Origin of the sequence: Pseudonocardia sp. (assembly GCF_050250275.1) — a bacterium.
Classification (GTDB): Bacteria; Actinomycetota; Actinomycetes; order Mycobacteriales; family Pseudonocardiaceae; genus Pseudonocardia.
Genome location: NZ_JBFWOY010000001.1, coordinates 67283 through 89768, shown reverse-complemented (window position 1 = coordinate 89768; position 22486 = coordinate 67283). Strand labels below are relative to the sequence as shown.

The following is a 22486-nucleotide window of genomic DNA, read 5'->3' as shown; positions in this document are numbered from 1 at the left end:
CGACTGCCGCAGGGGGCTTCGTGAAGTTCGGCATCGTCTTCGAGATATCGGTTCCGCGGCCCATCCGTCCGGGCGTGGAGAAGCAGGTGGTCGACAACTGCATCGAACAGGCCGTGCTGGCCGACCAGCTCGGGTTCGACCAGGTCTGGGCGGTCGAGCACCACTTCCTCGAGGAGATCTCGCACTGCTCCGCACCGGAGATGCTGCTCGCCGCGATCGCGATGCGCACCGAGCAGATCCGGCTGGGCTTCGGTATCGCGGTGTGCGTCCCGCAGTTCTCCCACCCCGCGCGGATCGCAGAGCGCGCCGCGATGCTCGACGTCCTCTCCGGCGGACGGGCCGAGATCGGCACCGGCCGGTCGGCGACCTGGACCGAGCTCGGCGGGTTCGCTGCCGACCCCGACGAGACGAAGAAGACCTGGGACGAGTACGTCCGCGCGATCCCGCGGATGTGGACGCAGCCCACCTACAGCCACCAGGGCCGCAGCTTCTCCATGCCGGAGCGGGCGATCGTCCCCAAGCCGCTGCAGGACCCGCACCCACCGCTGTGGGTGGCCGTCACCTCACCCGGCACCGAGGTCGACGCCGCCGACCGCGGGCTCGGCTGCCTCGGCCTCGTCGTCGGGGGAATGAAACGCCAGGAGGAGACGATCGCGACCTACCGTCGTCGGATCCAGCTGTGCGACCCGGTCGGCAGCTTCGTCAACGAGCAGGTCAACACCGTCAACTTCATGTACTGCCACGAGGACCCGGCGCACGCCATGAAGCGGGGCGCCCAGCTCTCCAACCACTTCAACTACCTCGCTCCCCAGCAGCTCTTCGTGAAGGAGATCTACCCGACGCAGTCGTACGCGACCGACGGGCTCTTCTCCGCGCTCCGTCAGGAGGCCACCAGCTCCGGCGACCCGATGAAGATTCCGGACGGGATCGCTATCGGGGACCCGGACCGCGTCATCCGGTCGCTCAAGCAGTGGGAGGCCATCGGCGTCGACCGCGTCGTGTTCATCCTCAACAGCGTCGAGACGATCCCGCAGGCCGAGGTTCTGGACAGCCTGCGGCTCTTCGCCCGCGAGGTCATGCCGGCCTTCGGGCACACCCCCACCGTCGCCCCGGCGTCGGCGGACGAGGTCGCCTGATGCCCGACTTCGGCACCCTCTCCGTCGCGGCGTCGACGGCCCCGGTCGTCGACCGGTTCGTCACGGAGCCCGTCGTGATCACCGACGCCACGCTCCTGCAGGTCATCTGCGAGATCGGCGTGGCAGGCCAGCTCGACGTCCTCCCCCCGGCCCTGCACCCGACGAGCCCGCCCGTCGCGATCTGGCAGCTCCTCGACGTCCACGACAGCCCGTGGGGCGCGTTCCGGCTGGCCAGCATCCGCGTCGGTGCCCGGGCCGCGACGAAGTCCCGCAGCTTCCTCGCCCACGCCTTCGTCGACAATCCCGACGCCGGCGCCGCGCTGCGGGACTCGTGGGGCTTCCCCTGCGTCGAGGCCGAGGTGGGGCTGCGCGTCGGCCACGACCGCGTCGCGGGATGGGCGGACGTCGGGGCAGACACCCCGTTCGACGTCGAGCTCGAGGACCCGGCCCCCATCGCGAGCGGCTCGATCTACTACGCCCCCAGCATGAACCTCGCCTCGACACCGCTCGGGACCAGGCTCCTGCAGGTCGATCCCGAGTACCTCGTGAAATCCGTCGCCCGGGGCCGCCCGCAGGTCAGGCACCGCCCGGGCCTCGTCGACGACCGGCTCGCACCGACGTGGCCGATCTCCGCGACGTCCGCGACGGTCGACATCACCCTTCCCGCGATCCGCTTCGTCTGCGACCCGGCCCTACCCGCAGCGCAGGGCACCGAGGCCGTGACACCGGCTGCGTCCTGACATGACCGAGAGGAGTCCGATGAGCAGGATCCCGTACCTCACGCAGGAATGGCTCGACATGTCGACAGCGGTGATGGAGCCGATGCCGCCGTGTCCCGGGGCGACGTTCGTGATGCAGTGCGTCATGACCGAGGCGCCCGGCGGGGGTGACGTCGTGTTCCACCGTGTCTTCGACGACGGCCGGCTCCTGCGCTCGGTGCTCGCGGGCCACGAGGCGCCCGACGTCGTCCTCTACTCGACCTACGACGACAGCATCCTGCACCTCACCGGTGGCCTCCCGGAGAAGGTGGCGTTCCGCTCCGGCCGCATCCGGCCGGAGGGCGACGTCGAGAAGCTGAGGACGCTCACCCCGCTCAGCCGGTCGGCCGAGTACCTCGCCGCCGTCGACGAGATCGCCCGGCGCACGGACTTCTCCGCGCCGTCGCAGCCCGCATAGTGTTCGCCCGCAGGGCCGACGGCGCGGCGAGTCGCGGGAGGCGACCTTGATCAGTTTCGTGGAGATGCTGGAACTGCCTCGACGACGACCCGGGGCGGGAGCGGCCTTCATGACCCCGGGCGGCCCGGCCCGCGAGCTCGAGGAGCTCTGGACAGACGTCCATCGCCTCGCCGACGCGCTGGTGGGGAAGGGGTTCCGGGCCGGGCACCGGGCCGCGATCCTCGCGACCGACAGCTACGAGTACATGGTCGTAATCCTCGCGTGCATGCGCGTCGGGATCGTCTACGTGCCGCTGAACTACCGGCTGGCCCCACCCGAGCTGGAGACCGTCCTCGCGCACGCGCGGCCCGAGCTGGTGTTCGTCGGCGACCGCTACGCCCCGATCGTCGAGGAGTCGACGGCCGCCCGGGACGCCACGACGGTCGCGCTCGACCCCGACGGCCGCGCGCAGCTGCAGTTCCGCGACCTCGTCGAGAGCGGGCGGGACCGCCCGCACGAGCGGAGCACGGGCGACGAGGACGTCGTCGCGGTCTGCTACACGAGCGGGACCACCGGGCAGCCGAAGGGCGTCATGCAGTCCCAGCGGGCCATGAAGACCGAGATCTGGCGGCAGAGCCAGTTCCCGGGATCGCTCGGCGACGTCCGCTACTCCGCCTCGCCCATGTTCCACGTGGCGGGCCACCGCACGATCTTCACCCACCTGGCCCGGGGGTTCACCTCCGTCCTGCTGCCGCAGTTCGACGCCGCAGCACTGGCCGACCTGGTCCGCGGCACCGTCCTGGACGGCGCGTTCCTCGTCCCGACCATGCTCGACCTGCTCCTGGACGAGCTCGGCCCCGGCACCTTCCGGCTCCCGCAGCTGCACTACGGCGGGTCCACCATCTCGCCGCGACTGCTCTCCCGTGCCATCGAGCACCTCGACGCCGAGATGTTCAACCTGTTCGGCAGCTCCGAGACCGGCCTGGTCACCGTCCTCGACGCCGCCCACCACCGTGCGGCGCACGCCGGGCGCCACGAGCTGCTCGGGTCGCTCGGCCGGGCCGCCCCCGGCGTCGACGTCCGGGTCCTGGACCCCGACGGCGCCGAGGTCCCCGACGGCGAGGTGGGCGAGATCGTCTGCCGCACCGACGGCGCCCTGAGCGGGTACCTCGAACAGCCCGAGGCCACCGCCGGGGTACTGCGCGACGGCTGGGTGTGGACCGGTGACCTCGCCCGTCGCGACGCCGAGGGCTACCACTACTACATGGGCCGCAGCCGCGACCTCATCATCCGTGGCGGGGAGAACATCTACCCCCAGGAGATCGAGAGCGTCCTGTCGGCCGTCCCAGGCGTCACGGACGTGGCCGTTCTCGGCGTTCCCGACGAGCGTTGGGGCGAGTCGGTGGTCGCCGTCCTGGAATGCCGCGGTGCGGCGCCGTCGACCGACGACGTCCGGCGGCTGTGTCAGGAACGGCTCGCCTCGTTCAAGGTCCCGGCCCGGTTCGTGTTCGCCGGGGAGCTGCCCCGGACCGCCGCGGGAAAGATCGCCAAGTACCGGCTGCGCGACGAGCTCGGCAGGCGGCCGTGACCGAGCTGCGCTCCGAGCGTGAGGACGACGTCCTCGTCCTCACGCTGAACAGGCCGGACCGGCGCAACGCGCTCACCGTCGGCCTCGTCGCCGCGCTGGCCGGGGCGATCGCGGCCGCGCCCGACACCGGTGCGCGCGCCGTCGTGCTCACCGGGGCACCACCTGCCTTCTGCGCCGGCGGTGACCTCACGGAGCTGTCGGGGATCGCCGCGCGGGGCGCGCTGGCGGTCGGCGAGACGATCTACACCCGGTTCCACGACCTGGTGCGCACGATCTCGACGGTCCGGGTTCCCGTGATCGCCGCGGTCGGCGGCCCGGCGCTCGGCGCCGGCCTCGACCTCGCGGCGGTGTGCGACCTGCGGATCGCCGGTACGGGAGCGACCTTCGCCAGCTCCTGGATCGGCGTCGGCCTGGTCCCCGGGATGGGCGGGGCGCTGTGGCTCACCAGGTTGCTCGGTGGCGCCCGCGCCGCCGAACTGGTCCTCACCGGACGGCGAATCGATGCCACCACCGCGGAGCGCTGGAACCTCGTCAACGAGGTCGTACCCGACGGTGCCGAACGCAGGCGGGCGACCGAGTGGGCGCGGGAGCTCACCGCCCTCCCACCCGTGGCCCTGGCCCGCAGCAAACAGGCGCTCCGCCGGTCGCTCACCGACGGAGCCGACAGCGAGCTCGCGGCCCTCGGGTCGATCCAGGCGAGCCTGCTCACCGGTCCCGAGTTCGACGAACGGACAGCCCGCTTCCGGAACTGACGACAGACTAGGAGCCCCCACCATGCGTGACGGAATGTTCGTGTTCGACAACGTCGTCCACATGTACGACAACAAGGCGAGCAACATCGGGCCCCGCGGGGAGCAGGTCGCGCGCAACCTGCACGGCTTCGGCGTCGCCCTCTCCAACGACCAGTACCCGGCCAACGACCACTTCCTCGGCGAGGAGCTGAGCGTCGAGGAGGCCGGGCGGATCCTGTTCGAGGAGTCGGAGACCGACATGGCCATGGCCCAGACGGTGCCGCTGTTCGGCTGGTGGAAGGACGGGTTCTCGCCGGCCCGGCGCCAGTACGCGCTGAAGGAAGCCTTCCCCGACCGTGTGCTGTTCTGCGGCGGCGTCGACCCGCTGTTCCAGGGCGTCGAGGGCGCCTGCAACGAGATGACCCGCCAGGCCCAGGAATGGGGCTCGGTCAGCTTCAAGTACTACCAGGCCCACGACAACTCGCTGAGCTGGCGGATCGACGACCGCCGGATCGCCTACCCGATGTGGGAGAAGGCGCTCGAGCTGGGGATCACCAACGTGCAGTTCCACAAGGGAGTGCCGTTCGGGACCGAGCGCATGGAACACATGCACCCCACCGACATTCAGCAGGCCGCGATCGACTTCCCCGAGCTGACCTTCGTGATCCACCACCTCGGCGACCCCTACATCGACGAGTCGATCAGCGTCGCCGCACGGAACCCGAACGTCTGGCTGGCCCTCTCGGCGTGGATCAACATCTACCCGATCATGCCCAGGGAGGCGCTCAAGCGACTGGGCAAGGCGCTGATGAACGTCGGTCCGGACCGGCTGGTCTGGGGTTCCGAGGCGTTCGTGTGGCCCAACGTCCAGGGATACATCGACCTCTTCGCGAACCTGGAGATGCCCGAGAACCTCCAGGAGGACTACGGGTATCCGCAGATCACCCGCGAGACCAAACGGAAGATCTTCGGGGAGAACTACGCCCGCCTGATGGGCATCGACGTCGGCCAGAAGCTCAAGACGATCCACGGCAGCGACGGACGGACCCCGTGACGACGACCGAGGCCGACCTCCGGCAACGGGTCGACGCGGTCATCGTCGAGCACGTCGGCCGGTTCCTCGACTCGCACGGAGGAGCGGTCGCGACCGCATCGGTCACGGCCGACGGCGACGTCACCCTGCAGTTCGACGGCGCCTGCCGGGCGTGCCCCGCGGTCGCCACCACCTTCTTCAGCAAGGTCGCGCCGATCGTGCGCGCCGTCCCGGGGGTCCGCTCCGTGCACGCCCCCAACGTCAACGTCTCCGAGGCTGCGGTGCAACGCATCCTCGCCCTCTCCGCGCCCCCGCGCCGCACCCCGGAAAGGTGACCACCATGTCCGATCCCACCTTCGCCCCGCCGACGGTCAGCGCCTCGCTCACGCGCGCGCTGCTCGACGCCGCGATTGCCGCGTCCGAGGCGCACGGCCAGGCGAGCGCGATCGCCGTCGTCGACAACTCCGGAGTGCTGAAGGGCTTCGTGCGTATGGACGGGGCCGCGCTGCTCACCGTCCAGATCGCGCAGGACAAGGCCTACACCGCGGCGTCGTTCGGGCTCGCCACCCACGAATGGCACGACTTCATCAAGGACGACGCCCCGCTGGCCGACGGCATCGTCCACACCTCGCGCCTTGTCGTGTTCGGCGGCGGATACCCGATCAAGGTCGACGGTGCCGTCGTCGGCGGGATCGGGGTGTCGGGCGGGCACTACACCGACGACATGAAGATCGCGACGGCCGCGCTGTCCGACGCGGGTCATCCCGCCTGACCCGGGGCGCGGTGGGTGATCGGATCTCCCGCCGCGCCCTCCGGGCGGATACGGTCCCGACATGGCTGATGCGGTTGCGCGCCTGGACCTGATGAACGCGTTCGCCGACACCTACCGGCGGCGGCATTTCGTCGACGAGCACTACGACCTCGCCGACGGCTATCTGCAGACCACGCTGTCCGACGACCAGCACATGCCGCTGCGGTTCTTCGTCGACTACAACAACGCGTGGTGGTTCGAGATCGTCACCGGTGTCGACGTGCCGGCCGTCGGCTACGACCCGGACAGCGACTCGGGGTTCATCGTCCTCGACATCCGCTACGACACGCAGACGTTGCGCGCCATGCAGCACGTGCACTTCGGCGAGTCGACGATCAACCGGATCCGGACGTACGCGTCGGGGTCGTTCTTCACCCGGTCGCATCCGCTGGTCGAGCTGGACGCCGCCGGGAACACGTTCTGGCTGGAGACCGGCTACCGGATGGACGAGTCCGTCGCCGCCGCGCAGGCGTTCCTCGACTCGCCGCGGGGGAGGGAGTTCGGCTCGACCGAGCCGACGGCACGCCCCGTGGAGCGGATCCGGACGAACCTCGAGGCGTTCACGGCGGGCTGAGGTCGGCCGGCGTCGCGCCGGCGGCCTCGGCCCGGACCTCGCGGAACCGCGTCGGGCTCAGCGCAGCGGCGGTCGCGTCGAGAAGGCCGGCGGTGATGTCGGTGATGGGCCAGGGCATGCCGCCGCGGAGGTTGTCGGCCTCGGCGCCGGCGAGGGCGCGGGCGGCGCCGACGTGGTCGCCGGTCAGGGCGAGGGCGCAGCCGAGCACGAGCCGACGTCACGGCTGCGGAACCCTGCACCGGTGACGACGGTGAGGTCGGCGCCGACCTTGGGGACGTCGGCGGGGTCTGCGCCGCGGGCGAGCTCGAGTCCGCTGTGGAGCATGCGCCTGCCCTCGTCGGGGCGTGCCTGCATGAGCTGTACCGCTCCGGTCCACGCGTGCACGACCGCGTCGTCGGCGACGTTGCCGATGTCCGCCGGGCCTGCGGATTCGTCGACGCTGCCCTGTCCGACCATCACGGGCAGTCTTCTCCGCGCGAACCGTGATGCCCAGGGTCTTCGTCGCACACACATGGACAAGTTCGCGTCGCCAACTAACGTGAGGGCATGCGGATCGGCCTGCACCTCTCGGACCTGACCTATCCCAACGGTCCCGCCGCCCTCGCCGACGACCTCACCCGCATCGTCGTCGCGGCCGAGGACGCCGGGTTCGCGCGCGTCAGCGTCATGGACCACGTGTGGCAGATCGCCGTCCACGGCCCGCCCGAGCACGACATGCTCGAGGCCTACACGACGCTCGGGTTCATCGCCGCCCGCACCAGCCGCGTCGAGCTCCTGACGTGGGTGACGGCCGTCAGCTACCGCGCGCCGGGGATGCTGGCCAAGCTCGTCAGCACCCTCGACGTGCTCTCCGGAGGCCGGGCCTGGCTCGGCGTCGGTGCCGCCTGGAACGCGGAGGAGGCCGCCGGCCTCGGCCTCGACTTCCCGCCCCTGTCGCAGCGGTTCGAGATGCTCGAGGAGACCGTCCAGATCTGCCGGCAGATGTGGGACCCCGAGAACGACGGCCCCTACGACGGCAAGCACTACCACCTCGGCCGCACCCTCAACGTGCCCGCGCCGCTGCACCGGCCGAAGATCCTCATCGGTGGTGGCGGGGAGAAGAAGACGTTGCGGCTCGTCGCCAAGTACGCCGACGCGTGCAACGTGCTCAACGGACCCGAGATCGCGCACAAGCTCGCGGTGCTGCGCGGGCACTGCGAGACCGAGGGCCGCGACTACGGCGAGATCGAGAAGACCGCCCAGGTCGTCCTGGAACTCGGCGACGGGAAGGCGGGTGTCGACGAGTTCCTGACGACGCTGCGGGGCCTCGCGGCGCTGGGGGTCGACTCCGTGCAGGGCAAGATGCCCGGAGTGTGGGAGATCGAACGCATCGAGCGGTTCGGCCGCGAGATCATCCCGGCGGTCGCCGAGCTCTGAGACGGCCCGGCAGGAACCCGACGCCCGCGGTGGGCCGTCGCGCAGCACGGTGCGGCGGCGGATGCGCCGCCCGCCGTGAGCGGTGCGCCGTCGACGGTGAGGGTGGCGTGGCGCGGGTGGACGCCCGTCACATTCCCGGCCGCGGCGTCACGTCGCCCCCTCGATCGCCGTCGGGTGTGCCCGGACCGCGACGGATATCGTGACCCGACGATCCGGCCGAGCGGAGGACGCGATGACCGAGCCGCCGGAGCAGCGGCGCATCCTCCGCGTCCTCGTCGCCGCCCAGATCCTCAGCGGCGCAGGGCTCGCCGCCGGGATCACCGTCGGGGCGCTGCTGGCCCAGGACATGCTCGACACGACGGGCCTCGCCGGCCTGCCGACCGCCCTGTTCACCGTCGGGTCCGCCGCTGCGGCGGCCGGGGTGGGCCGGTTGTCCGACCGGGCCGGGCGTCGGGCCGGGCTGACTTGGGGCTACGCGGTCGGCGCACTGGGGTGCGTGGGCGTCGTGATCGCGGCGGTGATCGGGAACGTGCCGCTGCTGTTCGCGTCGTTCCTCGTCTACGGCGCGGGCACGGCGACGAACCTGCAGGCCCGCTATGCCGGCGCCGACCTCGCCGAACCGGCGCGGCGCGGGCGCGCGGTCAGCGCCGTACTGGTGGCGACGACCCTCGGCGGCGTCCTCGGCCCCAACCTGGTCGCACCGATGGGGACGCTGGCCGGGGCATGGGGCATTCCGCCGCTGGCCGGGCCGTTCCTGCTGGCCGGGGCGGCGTACGCGGTGGCGGCGCTGGTGTTGGGGCTCCTGTTGCGCCCCGACCCGCTGCTGCGGGCGCGCGAGCTCGCCGTCCCCGCGGCGGCGGTCGAGGCCGCTGCGCCGGAGGCGAGGAAGGGCGGTGTCGTCCTCGGCGCCTCGGTCATGATCCTCACGCAGCTGGTGATGGTCGCGATCATGACGATGACGCCGATCCACATGGCCGCGCACGGTCACGGCCTGGGCGCGGCCGGGTTGGTGATCGCGATCCACGTCGCGGCGATGTTCCTGCCCTCGCCGATCAGCGGGCGCCTGGTCGACCGCGTCGGCGCCGTCCCGGTCGCGGTCGCGTCGGGGGTGACGCTCCTGGCCGCCGGAGTGCTGGCCGCGGTCGCGCCCGGCGAGTCGCTCGTCGTCCTCACGATCGCCCTGGCGTTGCTGGGGGTGGGCTGGAACCTGGGCCTGGTCAGCGGCACCGCGATCATCACCGACGCCGTGCCGCTCGAGCGGCGGGCGACCACTCAGGGCACCGTCGACGTCGGCATCGCGATCTCGGGGAGCGGTGCGGGGCTGGCGTCCGGGCTCGTCGTGGCCGCGGCGGGGTTCCCCGCACTCGCTCTCGCCGGTGCCGCCTTCGCGCTGGCGATCGTCCCGATCGTCGCGCTCACCGGCCGGGGTCGACCCGCCACGCCGGTGGTCGACCGGGGCTGAACCGCCACCGCCGCAGAGTCCGGAGGTTCGGGCGGTTGAGGTCCGCCGCGCCAGTCATATCTTGACATTTGAGGTACCTGAATGTCAGCGTTCACTCCATCGCGCAGCCTCAACGTCGAGATGCAGGAGTGACATGGACGACAGCCTCACGATTCCGAAGGTCATCTCCGTGGACGATCACGCGGTCGAACCTCCGGATCTCTGGACCTCCGCCGCCCCGGCGAGCATCAAGGACCGGGTGCCGCGCGTCGAGCGCGCCAACGCCCGATTCGGCTGGGCCGGTGGCAAGCACGTCGTCGAGCGCCGCGCCGACGGCGACCCCTGCGACTTCTGGCTCTACGAGGACTACGAGTGGCCGTTCTCGCAGACGTTCGCCTCGGTGGGCGTCGAGGAGGTCGACAACGTCCCCACCAACTACGACATCATCCGGCCCGGCGCCTGGATCCAGTCCGAGCGCCTGCGTGACATGGACGACGACGGCGTCGAGGCCGCCCTCTGCTTCCCGAACACGTTGCCCCGCTTCTGCGGCCAGACGTTCTCCGAGCGCACCGACAAGGACCTCTCGTTCTGGTGCCTGCAGACCTACAACGACTGGATCATCGACGAATGGGGTGGCGGCGCAGGTCGCAACCGCCTACTCCCCGCGGTGATCGTGCCGTTCTGGGACGTCGACCTCGCGGTGCGTGAGCTCGAGCGCTGCACCGACAAGGGCGCGGTCGCCCTGTCGTTCTCGGAGAACCCCGCCAACCTCGGGTTCCCGTCGCTGCACACCGACCACTGGGACAAGCTGTTCGCGGCTTGCGAGGAGACGCAGTCGACCGTCGCCATGCACATCGGCTCCGGGTCCCGCGTCTACGCGACCTCGGACGACTCGCCGTTCATCGTGTCCAGCTGCATGCTCTTCGTGAACCCGATGGGCTCGATCCTCGACTTCGTCTTCTCGGGCACGCTGGAGCGGTTCCCCCGGCTCAAGCTCATGTACCTGGAGGGCCAGGCCGGCTGGGTGCCCTACGTCTTCGAGCGCGCCGACAAGCTGTGGGCCGAGCGGGGCAACAACGCATTCGGGTCCGACCTGAAGCACAAGCCGTCGTCCTACATGGCGGACAACGTCTTCCACTGCATCTTCGACGACGACACGGGCCTGCGGATGCGCGACGTCGTCGGAATGGACCAGATCTGTTTCGAGACCGACTACCCGCACCCCGACGGCAGCTTCCCGAACACCCGCTCGACCATCGAGAAGATGTCCACGGCGAACGGCCTGAACCAGGCGGAGGTCGACAAGCTGACCCGCCTCAACGCGATCCGTGCGCTGAGCCTCGAGCGGTTCGGGTTCACCAGCTGAGCGACCAGGCCGCCGATCCGGACGCGGATGCTCCCGCTCCACGACGAGTGAGTAGTCAACGATGATCGAACTGCGCAATCCTCGCGCGTTCTTCGAACCGCTGTGCGTGGGCGCCCCGCGTCCGGCTCCGGCAGTGTCGGCGGAACCGTCCAGGATGATCCACTTCTTCGATCCCGGCAACGAGCGGATGCGCGCGAAGCTGCCGGACCTGGCCCGCCGGGTCGACGTCCTGCTCGGCAACCTCGAGGACGCCGTTCCGGCCGACCGCAAGGACACCGCCCGGACCGGCCTCGTCGAGGCCTGCCGATCGGGCGTGCTCGACGGAGCTCGTGTCTGGTGCCGTATCAACGCCCTCGACAGCCCCTGGGTGTTCGACGACGTCACGACGCTGGTGTCCGAGGCCGGCGCACACCTCGAGGTCCTGATGGTCCCCAAGGTCGAGGGGCCACGCGACATCCACTTCCTCGACCGGCTGCTCGCACAGCTGGAGGCGCGGGCAGGCCTGACGCGCCAGATCGGGCTGCACGCCATCGTCGAGACCGCGCTGGGTGTCACCAACCTGGAGGCGATCGCCGCGTCCAGCCCACGGATGCAGGGGATGAGCTTCGGCCCGGCCGATCTGGCGGCGTCACGGCGGATGCGAACCCTTCGCCCCGGCGGGCCGCACCCCGGCTACCGCACCATGGACGACGGCGACACCTCGGCACGGGCCAGTGTCGTCCAGGATCTGTGGCACGCCTCGATCGTGCGGATGGTCGACGCCTGCGCGGCGTTCGGGCTGCTGCCCTTCTACGGCCCGTTCGGCGACATCTCCGACCCGGAGGGCTGCGAGGTCCAGTTCCGGGCAGCCGCCGTGCTGGGCTGCGTGGGCGCGTGGTCGCTGCACCCCGCCCAGATCGAGATCGCGCGCCGCGTGTTCACCCCGCCCGCCGACGAGGTCGCCGCCGCCCGGCGGGTCCTCGACGCCCTCCCGGACGGTTCGGGGGTCCGCATGATCGACGGCCGGATGACCGACGACGCGAGCTGGAAGCAGTGCCGAGCGATGGTCGACTTCGCCGACGCCGCCGCCGCCCGCGACGCCCGGATCGACGCGACCCTCGCGGGAGCGTCGACGTGACCGACACCGACGGCTCCCGTGCGCTGCGCGCCGAGATCCGGGGCTGGTTCGAGCAGGTCCTGGCCGCGGAGGTGTGCCTCGATCGCGTCCCCGGCTGCGCGCTGACGGAGGAGCAGGACTTCGCCGAGCGGCGCCGCTACGCCGGCGTCCTGACCCGTGACGGCTGGGCGGGGCTGGCGTGGCCGCGCGAGTGGGGCGGCCGCGGCGGCGGGTATCGCGAGCGGCTGGTGTTCGCCGAGGAAGCGGCCCGTGCCGACGCGCCCGACCCGCTGAACCGCCTCGGCGTCGACATCATCGGCCCGGCCATCGACGTGCTGTGCACCGACGAGCAGAAGCGCCGCTTCCTGCCACCGATCCTGCGCGGCGAGGCCATCTGGTGCCAGGGCTTCTCGGAGCCGGGGGCCGGATCGGACCTGTCGGCGCTCTCGACGCGCGCCGAACGCGTGCCCGGGGGCTGGCGGATCAACGGCCAGAAGGTGTGGACGTCGTTCGGGCAGTATGCGGACTGCTGCGTCGTGCTGGCCCGCACCGACCCGACGGTCCGCCCGCACGCAGGGATCAGCGCGTTCGCGGTGCCCATGGACGCGCCGGGCGTCGAGGAGCGGCCGATCCGGCAGATGACCGGCGGGTCCGACTTCTGCGAGGTGTTCCTCACCGACGTCCACGTCGCCGACGCCGACCTGCTCGGGGCCGAGGGCGACGGCTGGAAGTTCGCGATGACCGCGCTCGGGTTCGAACGGTCGATCAACTTCCTGGCGCGCCAGGTGCGGCTGACCAGGAACGTCAGCGACCTCGTCGTCCAGATCCGGGCCAACGCCACCCGGGTGCCGTCACGGGCCAAGGAGCGTGTCGTCGGCATCCACGCCCGGGCGATGGCGCTGCAGGCGGTCGTCGAGGCCAACATGGCCGCGCTCGACGCCGGTGGCGTCCCGGGTGTCGAGACCAACGCGTCCAAGGTGTTCTGGAGCGAGACCTACCAGGGCATGACCGATCTCGGCGCCGAGCTGGAGCTGACCGTCCCGGGGTTCGGCGACGGGCTCGGCGCGGCCTGGACCAGCTCCTACCTCGCCGGCCGCGCCACGACCATCTACGCGGGCACCAGCGAGATCCAGCGAAACATCATCGCCGAGCGTGGACTCGGCCTCCCACGATGAGGAGGACGCAGTGACCAGCACGCTCGCCGAGGACGAGCTGGCGGAGATCCGCGGCCACGTCGACCGGTTCTTCGACCGGCGTGTGGACGCGGTCGCCGACCGGCCCGTAGTCGACCGGCCGCTGCACGAGGACATGGGTGACCTGGGCTTCTTCAGTCAGGGCCTGTCCGACGCACTCGGCGGCCTCGACCTGCCGCCCGCCGCGGCCGCCGCCATCGCGGCCGGGGCCGGCCGGGCCCTGGTGCACGGCCCGTGGCTCGACCAGCTGGTCGTCGTCGAGCTGCTCGCGGCCACCGCGCCCGAACAGCTCCCGTCGCTGCTCGACGGTCGGGTGCTCTGCTCGGTCGCCTTCGCCGGTGCCGAGCTGGTCCACGACCCCCTGACGGGGACGCTGAGCGGCACGGTGGCACGGGTGCGGTTCGGTCGCCACGTCGATCGCTGGTGCCTGGTCACCAGCACCGGGACGCACCTCGTGGCCGCCGGGGCGCCCGGGGTCGCCGACATGGTCGAGGAACCCGTGATCGACCCCAGCTGGGCCTCCTACACCGTGACGTTCGACGGCGTCGTGCCCGACCTCTCCGTCGCTCACGGCCCGGAGCTGCACGAGCGGATGCACAACCGCGCCAAGGGGTTGCTCGCGTGCTTCTCCGTCGGTGCGGCGCAACGGGTCCTGGAGATCGCGGTCGAGTACGTCAAGACCCGCAAGCAGTTCGGCAAGCCCGTCGGCTCGTTCCAGGCGGTCAAACACCGCCTCGCCGGCTGCTACATCGAGCTCGTCCACGCCCGGGCGCTCGCCACCCGGGCCGTCGACCACGACGACCGGACCGTGGCCGCCGCGGCGCGCGTCCTCGCCGACGAGGCGTTCCGGCACACCGCCGAGGGAGCCCTGCAGGTCCACGGCGGCGTCGGGTTCACCGCCGAGGTCCCCGTCCACCACTACGTCAAGGCCGCGCAGCAGGCGCGTGCATGGCCGCTGCCCATCTCCGACGAGCTCGACCTGCTGCGCTCGGCACTCGAGATGGACCTGCTGCTGCCGGAGCCGTCGTGAACACGCCCTGGTCCACCGCGATCGCCCGCGTCGACGTCGACGACGTCCTCGTCCGCGGGTACCCGCTCTCGGAACTGGTCGGCGAGGTGTCGTTCGTCGACATGGTCTTCCTCGTCCACACCGGTGAGCTGCCGGACCTGCACCGGCGCCGCATGCTCGACGCCGTCTTCGTGACGCTGATCGAGCACGGCATCTCGCCCAGCACGATCATCAGCCGGGAGCTCGCGACGTGCGGCACCCCGATGCAGGCCGCCATCGCGGGCGGCGTGCTCAGCATCGCCGACTGGCACGGCGGGTCCGGCGAGGACCTGGCCGAGACACTGGTGGCGCTGCTGGAGCGCGCGGGCGCCGACGCCGGGGACGAGCAGATCGAGGCCGTCGCGACCGACCACGTCCGGGCCCGCCACAGCGCAGGGATGCGGTTCGAGGGCTTCGGACATCCCCAGCACCCCGAGGGCGACCCCCGCGCCGGGACGTTGCTGCGCCTCGCCGACGAGTGCGGGACCGCGGGCGACGCGACCCGGCTGCTGCGCACCCTCGCCGCGGTGATCACCCGTGAGGTCGGGAAGAGCTTGCCGCCCAACGTCACCGGCGCCGTTGCCGCCGTCCTGCTCGACCTGGGCTTCTCGTGGCGGGCCATGCGCGGGCTGGTGATCGCACCGCGCACGGCGGGACTGGCCGCGCACGTCGTCGAGGAGCTGGACCAGGGCGCGCGCTGGCGGCACGCCCCCGCCGACGAGATCGAGTACACGGGCCCCGCACTGCGGGCGCTGGACCGGAAGGGAGCAGCCACGTGACCGCGACCATCGCCCCGCCGGTGTTCGACGCCGTGCCGGGTCTGCGGGAGAGCCACGGCGACGTCATGGACGAGGCCGCCCGCGTCGCCGCCGACCTCGCGCCGCTGGCCGCCGAGGCCGACGAGATGTCGACGCTGCACCAGCCGACGCTGGACGTCCTGCGCGACAGCGGGATCCTGCGCCACATGGTGCCCGCCCGCTGGGGTGGTCACCGGGAGAGCGTCGACCCCGTCTCGGTGTGCGTCGTTCGCGAGGCCCTGCTGGGGGTGTCCTCGCACGCGGACTCGCTGTTCGGACTGCAGGGCATCGGCAGCCACGGCATCGCACTCGTCGGCACCGACGAGCAGCGCGACCACTGGCTCCCGAAGGTCGCCGCGGGCGAGGTCCTCGCGGCCTTCGCGGTCAGCGAGGACGGCGCCGGCTCCGACGTCAAGCGCATGTCGACGACGTTGGAGGCCCGCGGCGGACGGCTGCACCTCGAGGGGGAGAAGTCGTTCATCTCCAACGCCGGGATCGCGGGCTACTACGAGGTCGTGGCGCGTGAGGGCGACGGCTTCTCCGCGGTGGTCGTCGAGGCCGACACCCCCGGCCTGACCACGTCGCCGGTGCCGGAGCTGCTGGCCCCGCACGTCGTCGGGCGGGTGCGGTTCGACGGCGTCGAGCTGCCGGAGTCGGCGCGGCTCGGCCCCGCGGGCGCCGGGTTCGAGGTCGCGCTCGGCACCCTGGCGATGTTCCGGATCAGCGTCGCCGCCGGAGCGGTGGGGCTCGCCCAGCGAGCGCTCGACGAGGCCACCCGCCATGCCACCGGACGCGAGCAGTTCGGCCGGCCGCTGGCGAAGCTCGGTCCCGTCGCCGGGCTGCTCGCCGACTCGTGGGCCGATGTCGCCTCGGCGCGACTGCTCACCTACCACACGGCCCGGCTCGCGACGGCCGACCCGCGGGCCCACCTGCAGCACTCGTCGCTGGCCAAGCTCGCCGCGACCGAGGCCTGCTCGCGCGTCGTCGACCGCGCGGTGCAGGTGTGCGGGCGCTGGGGCCTGGTCCGCGGATCGCAGGTCGAGCGCTGCTACCGGCAGTCCCGCGCGATGCGGATCTACGAGGGCGCCTCCGAGGTGCTGCGCCTCGGGATCGCCCAGCAGCTGTGCCACGAGGTCACCCGATGAGGACCGCACGCGAGATCCTGGGAGTCCCGAAACAGACGGGGTACGTCGTCGAGGACCTCGACGCCGCCGTCCGGTTCTGGACGACGACGCTGGGCGTCGGCCCGTTCTTCGTCGCCGACGGGTTCGAGATCGAGGACTTCCGCCACCGCGGCAGGCCGGCGCCGATCACGATGAGGCTCGCGCTCGGCTCCTTCGGGCCGGTGCAGGTCGAGCTGATCGAGCTGGTCTCCGACGGCCCCTCGGACTTCCACGACTTCCGCACGCTCCACGGCTCCGGGCTGCACCACCTCGGGTTCTGGACCGACGACTTCGCCCGCGACGACGCGGCGCTGCGCGAGCTCGGGTTCGTCGAGCTCCACGCCGGGCGGACGCCGGGCATCGGCGAGCCGTTCGTCTACTTCGACGCCACGGTGCACCCCGGGACCGTGATCGAACTGTCGCAGGCCGACGGGGCCAAGGGCGTGATGTTCGCCGACATCGAGCGCGAGGCCCGCGGCTGGGACGGCCGCGACCCCGTGCGGCCGCTGCGCGACGCGATGGTGCGCGCGACCGAGACGTACCGCGCAGGAAGGGCCACCACGTGACCGGGACCATCCAGACCTACGGCCGGTTCGACCCCGTGTTCGCCGACCGCGCCGACTGGTCGCTGCCCACGGTGCTGCGCGCCAACGCCGAGCGCTACGGGGACAAGGTGTTCCTCGAGTCGCCGTCGGAAGGGCTCGCCTTCACCTACCGGCAGATGCTCGACGACGCCGAGCGTGTGGCCGGAGCCCTGCTCGCCCGTGGGCTCGCGCCCGGCGACCGGATGCTGATCATGTCCGACAACCGGGCCGACTACGTCCGGGCCTGGTTCGGCGCCGCCCTCGCGGGCATCGCCGAGGTCCCGCTCAACACCGCGTACTCCGGGCGCTTCCTCGCCCACCAGGTGTCGACGACCGCACCCCGCTGCGCGGTGATCGAGCCGCAGTTCGCCGAGCGGTTCGTCGCCGAGCGGGACGCCTGCGCGAGCATCGCGACGGTCGTCGTCCTCGACGCCGAGGGTCGCGACGAGGCCCTCGCCGCCCTTGCCGGCGCCGGATGGGCGACCACGACGTTCGAGGAGCTCCTCGCGGCCGAACCCGCGACGGAACTGCCGACGATCGCGGCGCGCGACCTCGCCTCGGTCTTCTTCACCTCCGGCACCACCGGGCTGAGCAAGGGCGTGATGATGGCCCACGCCCACATGCACTTCTTCGCCGAGGAGTGGGCGCACATCACGCGCCTGACCAGCGACGACATCTACTTCACCTGCCTGCCGCTGTTCCACGGCAACGCCCAGTTCGTGACGGTCTACCCCGCGCTCGTCGCCGGCGCCAAGACGGTGATCCAGCGGCGGTTCTCGGCGTCGTCCTGGGTCGGCTGGCTGCGCGAGTACGGCGCGACCGTCACCAACCTCATGGGCGTCATGATGGAGTTCCTCTGGAAGCAGCCGCCGACGGCCGACGACGCCGCGCACCGGCTGCGCTGCGTCAACGCCACCCCCACGGCGTGGACGCTGGAGCAGCAGTTCAAGGAGCGCTTCGGGGTCGAGACGATCGTCGAGGGCTTCGGCACCACCGAGATCTCCTCCCCGATCGCGACGCCCTACGGGGCCGACCGCCCGACCGGGGCGTGCGGGCTCGCGCTCGACCAGTGGTACGACGTGACGCTGCTCGACCCCGACACCGACGACGAGGTGGCTGCGGGGGAGATCGGCGAGCTGGCCGTCCGCCCGAAGGTCCCGTGGATCACGACCCTCGGCTACTACGGCATGCCGGAGAAGACCGTCGAGGCGCTGCGCAACGTCTGGTTCCGCACCGGCGACACGATGCGCCGCGACGAGGACGGCTGGTTCTTCTTCGCCGACCGGATCAAGGACGCCCTGCGTCGCCGCGGGGAGAACATCAGCTCCTACGAGGTGGAGCTCGCCGTCCTGGAGCACGACGGCGTCCGGGAGTGCGCGGTCATCGGCGTTCCCGCCGACGAACGTGGCGGCGAGGAAGAGGTGATGGCCGTCGTCATCCGGGCCCCCGGCTCGCAGGTCGACGCCGCGGAACTGTGGGAGTTCTGCGACGGCCGGATGCCCGCCTTCGCCGTGCCGCGCTACATCCGGTTCGTCGACGAACTCCCCAAGACCCCGACGCAGCGCGTGGAGAAGGCGAAGCTGCGGGCCGAGGGTGTCGGTGCGACGACGGCCGACCGGGACGCGTCGTGACGGCGCCCCTGGGGCAGGGCGTCCGCACCGAGCGTCGCGGCGACGCGTGGTGGGTCACCCTCGACCGGCCCGACCGCGCCAACGCCTTCGACGAGCCGATGCGCCGCGCGATCATCGCCGCCCTCGACGAGGGTGCCGCCTCCGGCGCGGCGGCGACGGTGCTCACGGGCGCCGGGCGCTCGTTCTGTGCCGGCGGGCTGCTGGAGGACATCGCGTCCGCGACCCACCCCGAGATCCGGGCCCTCTACTTCGGCAGCCTGGAGCTGTTCGAGGCGATCCGCAACCATCCGCTGCCGGTGGTGGCCGCGGTCAACGGGCCCGCCGTCGGCGGAGGCGTCGAACTGGTCGGAGCCTGCGACCTCGCCGTCGCGGCCGAGCACGCCTGGTTCTCGATGAACAGCGTCCGCGTCGGCAGCGCGCCCGTCCTCGGCGGTACCGGCGTCCTCGCGCTGGCCATGGGAGAGAAGCACGCCCGCGAGGCGATGATGCTGGGCGGGCGGCACACCGCCGCCGACGCGATGGCCCGCGGCTGGGTCAACCGCGTCGTGCCCCGCGACGACCTCGAGGCCGAGGTCGGCTCGATCGTGGTCGAGCTGGCGAAGGCGAGCCCCCGGTCGCTGGAGATCGCCAAGATGTCGGCGAACGTGTGGTGGAACATGAGCCGCCACAGCATGGTCGCCGGGCTGGAGGCCCTGGTCCGGTCCTTCTCGTCGGGTGACCTCCACGAGGGGGCGCAGGCGCTCCTGGAACGGCGGGAGCCGCAGTTCCGCATGGCGGCGACGTGAGTCCGCGCGCGCAGGCCCGGGAGGCCCGATGGATCTCGGGCTGAAGGACCGCGTCGCGGTCGTCACCGGCGCCGGTCGCGGGCTCGGGCTCGCCATCGCGACGGCGCTCGCCGATGAGGGCGCCACCGTCGTCGGCACCGCCCGCACCCGCGACGGCCTCGACGCGGTCGAGGCGATCGCCGACCACACGATCGGCGTCGAGTTCGACGCGCGTGACCCCGACGGCGCGACCGCGCTGCTCGACACGGCGCTCGACCGCGCCGGGCGGGTCGACATCCTCGTCAACAACGCGGGGATCGCACCCACCGGGACCCTGGAGACCCAGGGCCTGGTCGCACTGCGCGACGTGTTCGAGGTCAACCTGCTGACCCCGGTCGCGCTCGCGCTGGCCGCACTGCCGGCGTTCCGTGCCGCCGGCGGCGGCCGGATCGTCAACATCGCGTCGACGGCAGCGCTGCGCGCACAGCGCACGGTCGCCGCCTACTCGGCGTCGAAGGCCGCATTGCTGCGGGTCACCGAAGCGCTCGCGGTCGAGCTCGCCCCCGACGGGGTCCGCGTCAACGCCCTCGCACTGGGTGCGTTCGCGACCGGGATGCAGGGGGACCTGCTGACCGACCCCGAGCAGTACGCCCGCCGCACCCGACGGATCACCGTGCAACGCATGGGAGACCCGGCGGAGGTGGGTTCGTTCGTCGCCTATCTCGTCTCACCCCACGGTGACTTCCTCACCGGCACCACGTACGTGCTCGACGGCGGCGAGTCCGCACGCCTCTGACACCCCCTTCGACGAAAAGGGTCAACGATGACTCACAGATTCCGACGCGGTCGCCGCGCAATGACGCTGCTGCCCGTCGCACTCGCGTTCACACTCGTCGCCGCGTGCGGCAGCGGCTCCGGCGGCTCGGAGGCCGCCGCGGGCGGCGACTTCGACGAGATGATCAAGATCGGCATCAACGAGTCCGTCACCGGGCCTGCCGCGAGCAACGGCGCGCCCTTCCGCGACTCGGCACGCTTCGCGATCGACCAGGTCAACGCCGACGGTGGCATCACCGTCGACGGCAAGCGCTACGGCTTCGAGGCCGTCGAGCGCGACAACGAGACCGACCCGCAGAAGGCGATCGGGATCGCGCAGGAGTTCTCCCGCGACGGCGTCAGGTTCGTCCTCGGTCCGGGAATCTCCTCGGTGTTCTCGCCCGCCTACGAGTCGATGCAGGGCACGGACGCCCTCGTGTTCTCGGCGGCCGGTGTGGCGACGTCACTCGTCGGCAAACCGGAGGCGCAGAACCTGTTCTCACCGATCAACCCGCAGGCCGGTCCCGAGGGCCTGATCAAGAACGCTGCCGACGCGGCCGCGGAGAAGTTCCGCCCGACACGGGCCGCCATTCTGCTGCCCAACGACCCGCTGGGTGAGCTGCACGGCAACGGGTTCAAGACGGCGTTCGAGGCCGCCGGGGTGCAGGTCGTCTACAACGAGCGCTTCGGCGCCGACACCGTCGACTTCGCCCCGTACGTCACCCAGCTCAAGGCGCTCAACCCCGACGTCGTCGTGGTCGGCCCGCTCGACCGCTGGGTCGAGCCGATCCTCACCGAGGCCACCGCAGCCGGCTTCACCACGCCGGCGTTCATCGGCAGCCCCGGTGTCTCGCAGGCGCCCTTCGGCAAGTTCCCGGCGGTCACGAAGGCCATGGTCACGATGGTGACCCGTGCCGTCGACAATCCTGCCGACACCTCGCTCGACGCCTTCCGCACCGCGTACAAGGCGCACTTCGAGAAGGACCCGGGCCCGAGCTCGTTCTGGTCGCTCATCTACTTCGACTCGGTCAACATGCTCGCCCGGTCGATGCAGGTCGCGGGCACCGTCGACGACCTCGACGCCATCTCCCGCACGCTGGTGAGCTCGCCGGAGGTCACCCGGTACCCGGCCCGGGCGCTCGACCTGACGTACGACGAGAAGCACCAGGCCCACTACCCGATTCAGCACCAGTTCATCGTCGACGGCCAGCGCTCCTACGTCGGCTGACGACGACGACCGGCGAAGGTGTAGCGAGATGAGTAGCGAGCTCTTCTTCCAGGCCATGGTCAACGGGCTGATGCTGGCAGCGCTGTACGCGTTGGTGGCCCTCGGCCTGACCCTGATCTTCGGCCTGCTGGACGTCGTGAACTTCGCTCACGGCCAGCTCATCCTGCTGGGTGCTTACGTGCTGTCCAGCATCGTCGACATCGGCGCGAGCTTCTGGGTCGCGCTGCCGATCGTCGTCGCGGGGCTGGTCGTCCTCGGCGTCGTCCTGGACATGGCGCTGTTCGCCCGTGTCCGGGACGAGCCGATCAACGGGCTGCTCATCTCGCTCGGCCTCGTCGCGATCCTGGAGAACGCGTTCCACGTGATCTACGGCCCGGACCTGCGCCGGGTACCCGCACCGATCGACGCGGTGATCGACATCGCCGGCGTCCGCATCTCGGGGAACCGGCTGCTGGTCATCGTGGTGACGGTCGTCGTCCTGGTGGCGCTGTCGTACTTCCTGCGCCGGACCCGGACCGGGAAGGCGATGCGGGCCACCGCGGAGGCCGACGAGGCCGCCGGGCTGATGGGCATCCGGGTCGAGCGGATCCGGCACATCGCGTTCGCGGCGGGTGCCGGCCTGGCCGGCCTGGCCGGCGTGCTGATGGCGACGGTCTACCCGATCGAGCCGTCGCTGGGCGAGGGCCCGCTGATCATGGGCTTCGCGGCGTTGATCCTCGGCGGCTCCCGCAGCCCTCTCGGTGCGGTGCTCGGTGCGGTCGTGATCGGCACGGTGCAGAGCTTCGGCACGACGTACCTGTCGTCGTCGCTCGCCGACGTGCTCGTCTTCGCGTTCCTGATCCTCATCCTGTTCTGGCGTCCTCAGGGACTGCTTCGCGCCCGGTTGGAGACGGCCCTGTGAAGAGCGGCCCTGTGAAG

Annotated in this window: 25 protein-coding genes; 23 read left to right on the top strand and 2 right to left on the bottom strand. The window is 71.5% G+C overall.

Annotated elements, in window-relative coordinates; all coding sequences use genetic code 11:
• Nucleotides 1–20: 20 nt before the first annotated feature.
• The 9 genes from AB7F12_RS00480 (at nucleotide 21) to AB7F12_RS00440 (ending at nucleotide 7028) form a co-directional block, all read left to right on the top strand.
• On the top strand, nucleotides 21–1136 hold the full coding sequence (locus AB7F12_RS00480) for an LLM class flavin-dependent oxidoreductase (protein ID WP_428498585.1): 1116 nt from the start codon (nucleotides 21–23) through the stop codon (nucleotides 1134–1136).
• On the top strand, nucleotides 1136–1876 hold the full coding sequence (locus tag AB7F12_RS00475) for an acetoacetate decarboxylase family protein (RefSeq protein ID WP_428498586.1): 741 nt from the start codon (nucleotides 1136–1138) through the stop codon (nucleotides 1874–1876). The genes AB7F12_RS00480 and AB7F12_RS00475 overlap by 1 nt, the downstream gene beginning before the upstream one ends.
• Before the next feature lie 19 nt (nucleotides 1877–1895).
• Nucleotides 1896–2312, top strand: coding sequence for a hypothetical protein (locus AB7F12_RS00470; RefSeq protein ID WP_428498587.1), 417 nt, complete (start codon nucleotides 1896–1898; stop codon nucleotides 2310–2312).
• A gap of 46 nt (nucleotides 2313–2358) precedes the next feature.
• Nucleotides 2359–3879, top strand: coding sequence for a class I adenylate-forming enzyme family protein (locus tag AB7F12_RS00465; protein ID WP_428498588.1), 1521 nt, complete (start codon nucleotides 2359–2361; stop codon nucleotides 3877–3879).
• Nucleotides 3876–4631: an enoyl-CoA hydratase/isomerase family protein gene (locus tag AB7F12_RS00460; protein ID WP_428498589.1), complete on the top strand. Its 756-nt coding sequence runs from the start codon at nucleotides 3876–3878 to the stop codon at nucleotides 4629–4631. Before AB7F12_RS00465 ends, AB7F12_RS00460 begins: the two co-directional genes overlap by 4 nt.
• A 22-nt stretch (nucleotides 4632–4653) precedes the next feature.
• Nucleotides 4654–5664, top strand: coding sequence for an amidohydrolase family protein (locus AB7F12_RS00455; RefSeq protein ID WP_428498590.1), 1011 nt, complete (start codon nucleotides 4654–4656; stop codon nucleotides 5662–5664).
• Nucleotides 5661–5978 carry a NifU family protein gene (locus AB7F12_RS00450; protein WP_428498591.1) on the top strand — a complete coding sequence of 106 codons (318 nt, stop codon included), beginning with the start codon at nucleotides 5661–5663 and terminating at the stop codon, nucleotides 5976–5978. Before AB7F12_RS00455 ends, AB7F12_RS00450 begins: the two co-directional genes overlap by 4 nt.
• 5 nt (nucleotides 5979–5983) lie before the next feature.
• Nucleotides 5984–6415, top strand: coding sequence for a GlcG/HbpS family heme-binding protein (locus AB7F12_RS00445; RefSeq protein WP_428498592.1), 432 nt, complete (start codon nucleotides 5984–5986; stop codon nucleotides 6413–6415).
• Nucleotides 6416–6476: 61 nt separating this feature from the next.
• Entirely contained in the window at nucleotides 6477–7028 is a 552-nt protein-coding gene (locus AB7F12_RS00440; RefSeq protein WP_428498593.1) for a hypothetical protein, read from the top strand.
• On the opposite strand, the gene AB7F12_RS00435 is transcribed toward AB7F12_RS00440, so the two are convergent.
• Both AB7F12_RS00435 and AB7F12_RS00430 read right to left on the bottom strand, forming a co-directional pair.
• On the bottom strand, nucleotides 7015–7236 hold the full coding sequence (locus AB7F12_RS00435) for a hypothetical protein (RefSeq protein WP_428498594.1): 222 nt from the start codon (nucleotides 7234–7236) through the stop codon (nucleotides 7015–7017). The genes AB7F12_RS00440 and AB7F12_RS00435 overlap by 14 nt on opposite strands.
• Entirely contained in the window at nucleotides 7212–7487 is a 276-nt protein-coding gene (locus tag AB7F12_RS00430) for a hypothetical protein (protein WP_428498595.1), read from the bottom strand. The genes AB7F12_RS00435 and AB7F12_RS00430 overlap by 25 nt, the downstream gene beginning before the upstream one ends.
• Nucleotides 7488–7574: 87 nt before the next feature.
• On the opposite strand from AB7F12_RS00430, the gene AB7F12_RS00425 reads away from it, so the two are divergent.
• The 14 genes from AB7F12_RS00425 (at nucleotide 7575) to AB7F12_RS00360 (ending at nucleotide 22469) form a co-directional block, all read left to right on the top strand.
• Nucleotides 7575–8444, top strand: a complete 870-nt coding sequence (locus AB7F12_RS00425; RefSeq protein WP_428498596.1) for an LLM class F420-dependent oxidoreductase — start codon at nucleotides 7575–7577, stop codon at nucleotides 8442–8444.
• A 232-nt stretch (nucleotides 8445–8676) separates the two neighbouring features.
• Nucleotides 8677–9906 carry an MFS transporter gene (locus tag AB7F12_RS00420; RefSeq protein WP_428498597.1) on the top strand — a complete coding sequence of 410 codons (1230 nt, stop codon included), beginning with the start codon at nucleotides 8677–8679 and terminating at the stop codon, nucleotides 9904–9906.
• A gap of 133 nt (nucleotides 9907–10039) precedes the next feature.
• Nucleotides 10040–11251 carry an amidohydrolase family protein gene (locus tag AB7F12_RS00415; protein WP_428498598.1) on the top strand — a complete coding sequence of 404 codons (1212 nt, stop codon included), beginning with the start codon at nucleotides 10040–10042 and terminating at the stop codon, nucleotides 11249–11251.
• Between the two features lie 70 nt (nucleotides 11252–11321).
• A complete protein-coding gene (locus AB7F12_RS00410; RefSeq protein WP_428498626.1) occupies nucleotides 11322–12368 on the top strand; it encodes an HpcH/HpaI aldolase/citrate lyase family protein in 1047 nt (348 codons plus the stop codon).
• Nucleotides 12365–13522: an acyl-CoA dehydrogenase family protein gene (locus tag AB7F12_RS00405; protein WP_428498599.1), complete on the top strand. Its 1158-nt coding sequence runs from the start codon at nucleotides 12365–12367 to the stop codon at nucleotides 13520–13522. The genes AB7F12_RS00410 and AB7F12_RS00405 overlap by 4 nt, the downstream gene beginning before the upstream one ends.
• 10 nt (nucleotides 13523–13532) lie before the next feature.
• Complete coding sequence (locus AB7F12_RS00400; RefSeq protein WP_428498600.1) at nucleotides 13533–14570, top strand: acyl-CoA dehydrogenase family protein; 1038 nt, start codon at nucleotides 13533–13535, stop codon at nucleotides 14568–14570.
• Complete coding sequence (locus AB7F12_RS00395; protein WP_428498601.1) at nucleotides 14567–15367, top strand: citryl-CoA lyase; 801 nt, start codon at nucleotides 14567–14569, stop codon at nucleotides 15365–15367. The genes AB7F12_RS00400 and AB7F12_RS00395 overlap by 4 nt, the downstream gene beginning before the upstream one ends.
• Complete coding sequence (locus AB7F12_RS00390) at nucleotides 15364–16530, top strand: acyl-CoA dehydrogenase family protein (protein ID WP_428498602.1); 1167 nt, start codon at nucleotides 15364–15366, stop codon at nucleotides 16528–16530. Before AB7F12_RS00395 ends, AB7F12_RS00390 begins: the two co-directional genes overlap by 4 nt.
• Nucleotides 16527–17114: a VOC family protein gene (locus tag AB7F12_RS00385; protein WP_428498603.1), complete on the top strand. Its 588-nt coding sequence runs from the start codon at nucleotides 16527–16529 to the stop codon at nucleotides 17112–17114. Before AB7F12_RS00390 ends, AB7F12_RS00385 begins: the two co-directional genes overlap by 4 nt.
• Nucleotides 17111–18763 (top strand): AMP-binding protein, encoded by a 1653-nt coding sequence (locus tag AB7F12_RS00380; protein WP_428498604.1) that lies wholly within the window; start codon nucleotides 17111–17113, stop codon nucleotides 18761–18763. Before AB7F12_RS00385 ends, AB7F12_RS00380 begins: the two co-directional genes overlap by 4 nt.
• Nucleotides 18760–19548 carry an enoyl-CoA hydratase/isomerase family protein gene (locus AB7F12_RS00375; RefSeq protein ID WP_428498605.1) on the top strand — a complete coding sequence of 263 codons (789 nt, stop codon included), beginning with the start codon at nucleotides 18760–18762 and terminating at the stop codon, nucleotides 19546–19548. The genes AB7F12_RS00380 and AB7F12_RS00375 overlap by 4 nt, the downstream gene beginning before the upstream one ends.
• A 28-nt stretch (nucleotides 19549–19576) precedes the next feature.
• Nucleotides 19577–20323 carry an SDR family NAD(P)-dependent oxidoreductase gene (locus AB7F12_RS00370; protein WP_428498606.1) on the top strand — a complete coding sequence of 249 codons (747 nt, stop codon included), beginning with the start codon at nucleotides 19577–19579 and terminating at the stop codon, nucleotides 20321–20323.
• A 60-nt stretch (nucleotides 20324–20383) separates the two neighbouring features.
• Entirely contained in the window at nucleotides 20384–21568 is a 1185-nt protein-coding gene (locus tag AB7F12_RS00365; protein ID WP_428498607.1) for an ABC transporter substrate-binding protein, read from the top strand.
• Nucleotides 21569–21596: 28 nt separating this feature from the next.
• The gene (locus tag AB7F12_RS00360) at nucleotides 21597–22469 is read left to right on the top strand and encodes a branched-chain amino acid ABC transporter permease (protein ID WP_428498608.1); all 873 of its coding nucleotides are present in this window, start codon (nucleotides 21597–21599) and stop codon (nucleotides 22467–22469) included.
• Nucleotides 22470–22486 lie beyond the last annotated feature (17 nt).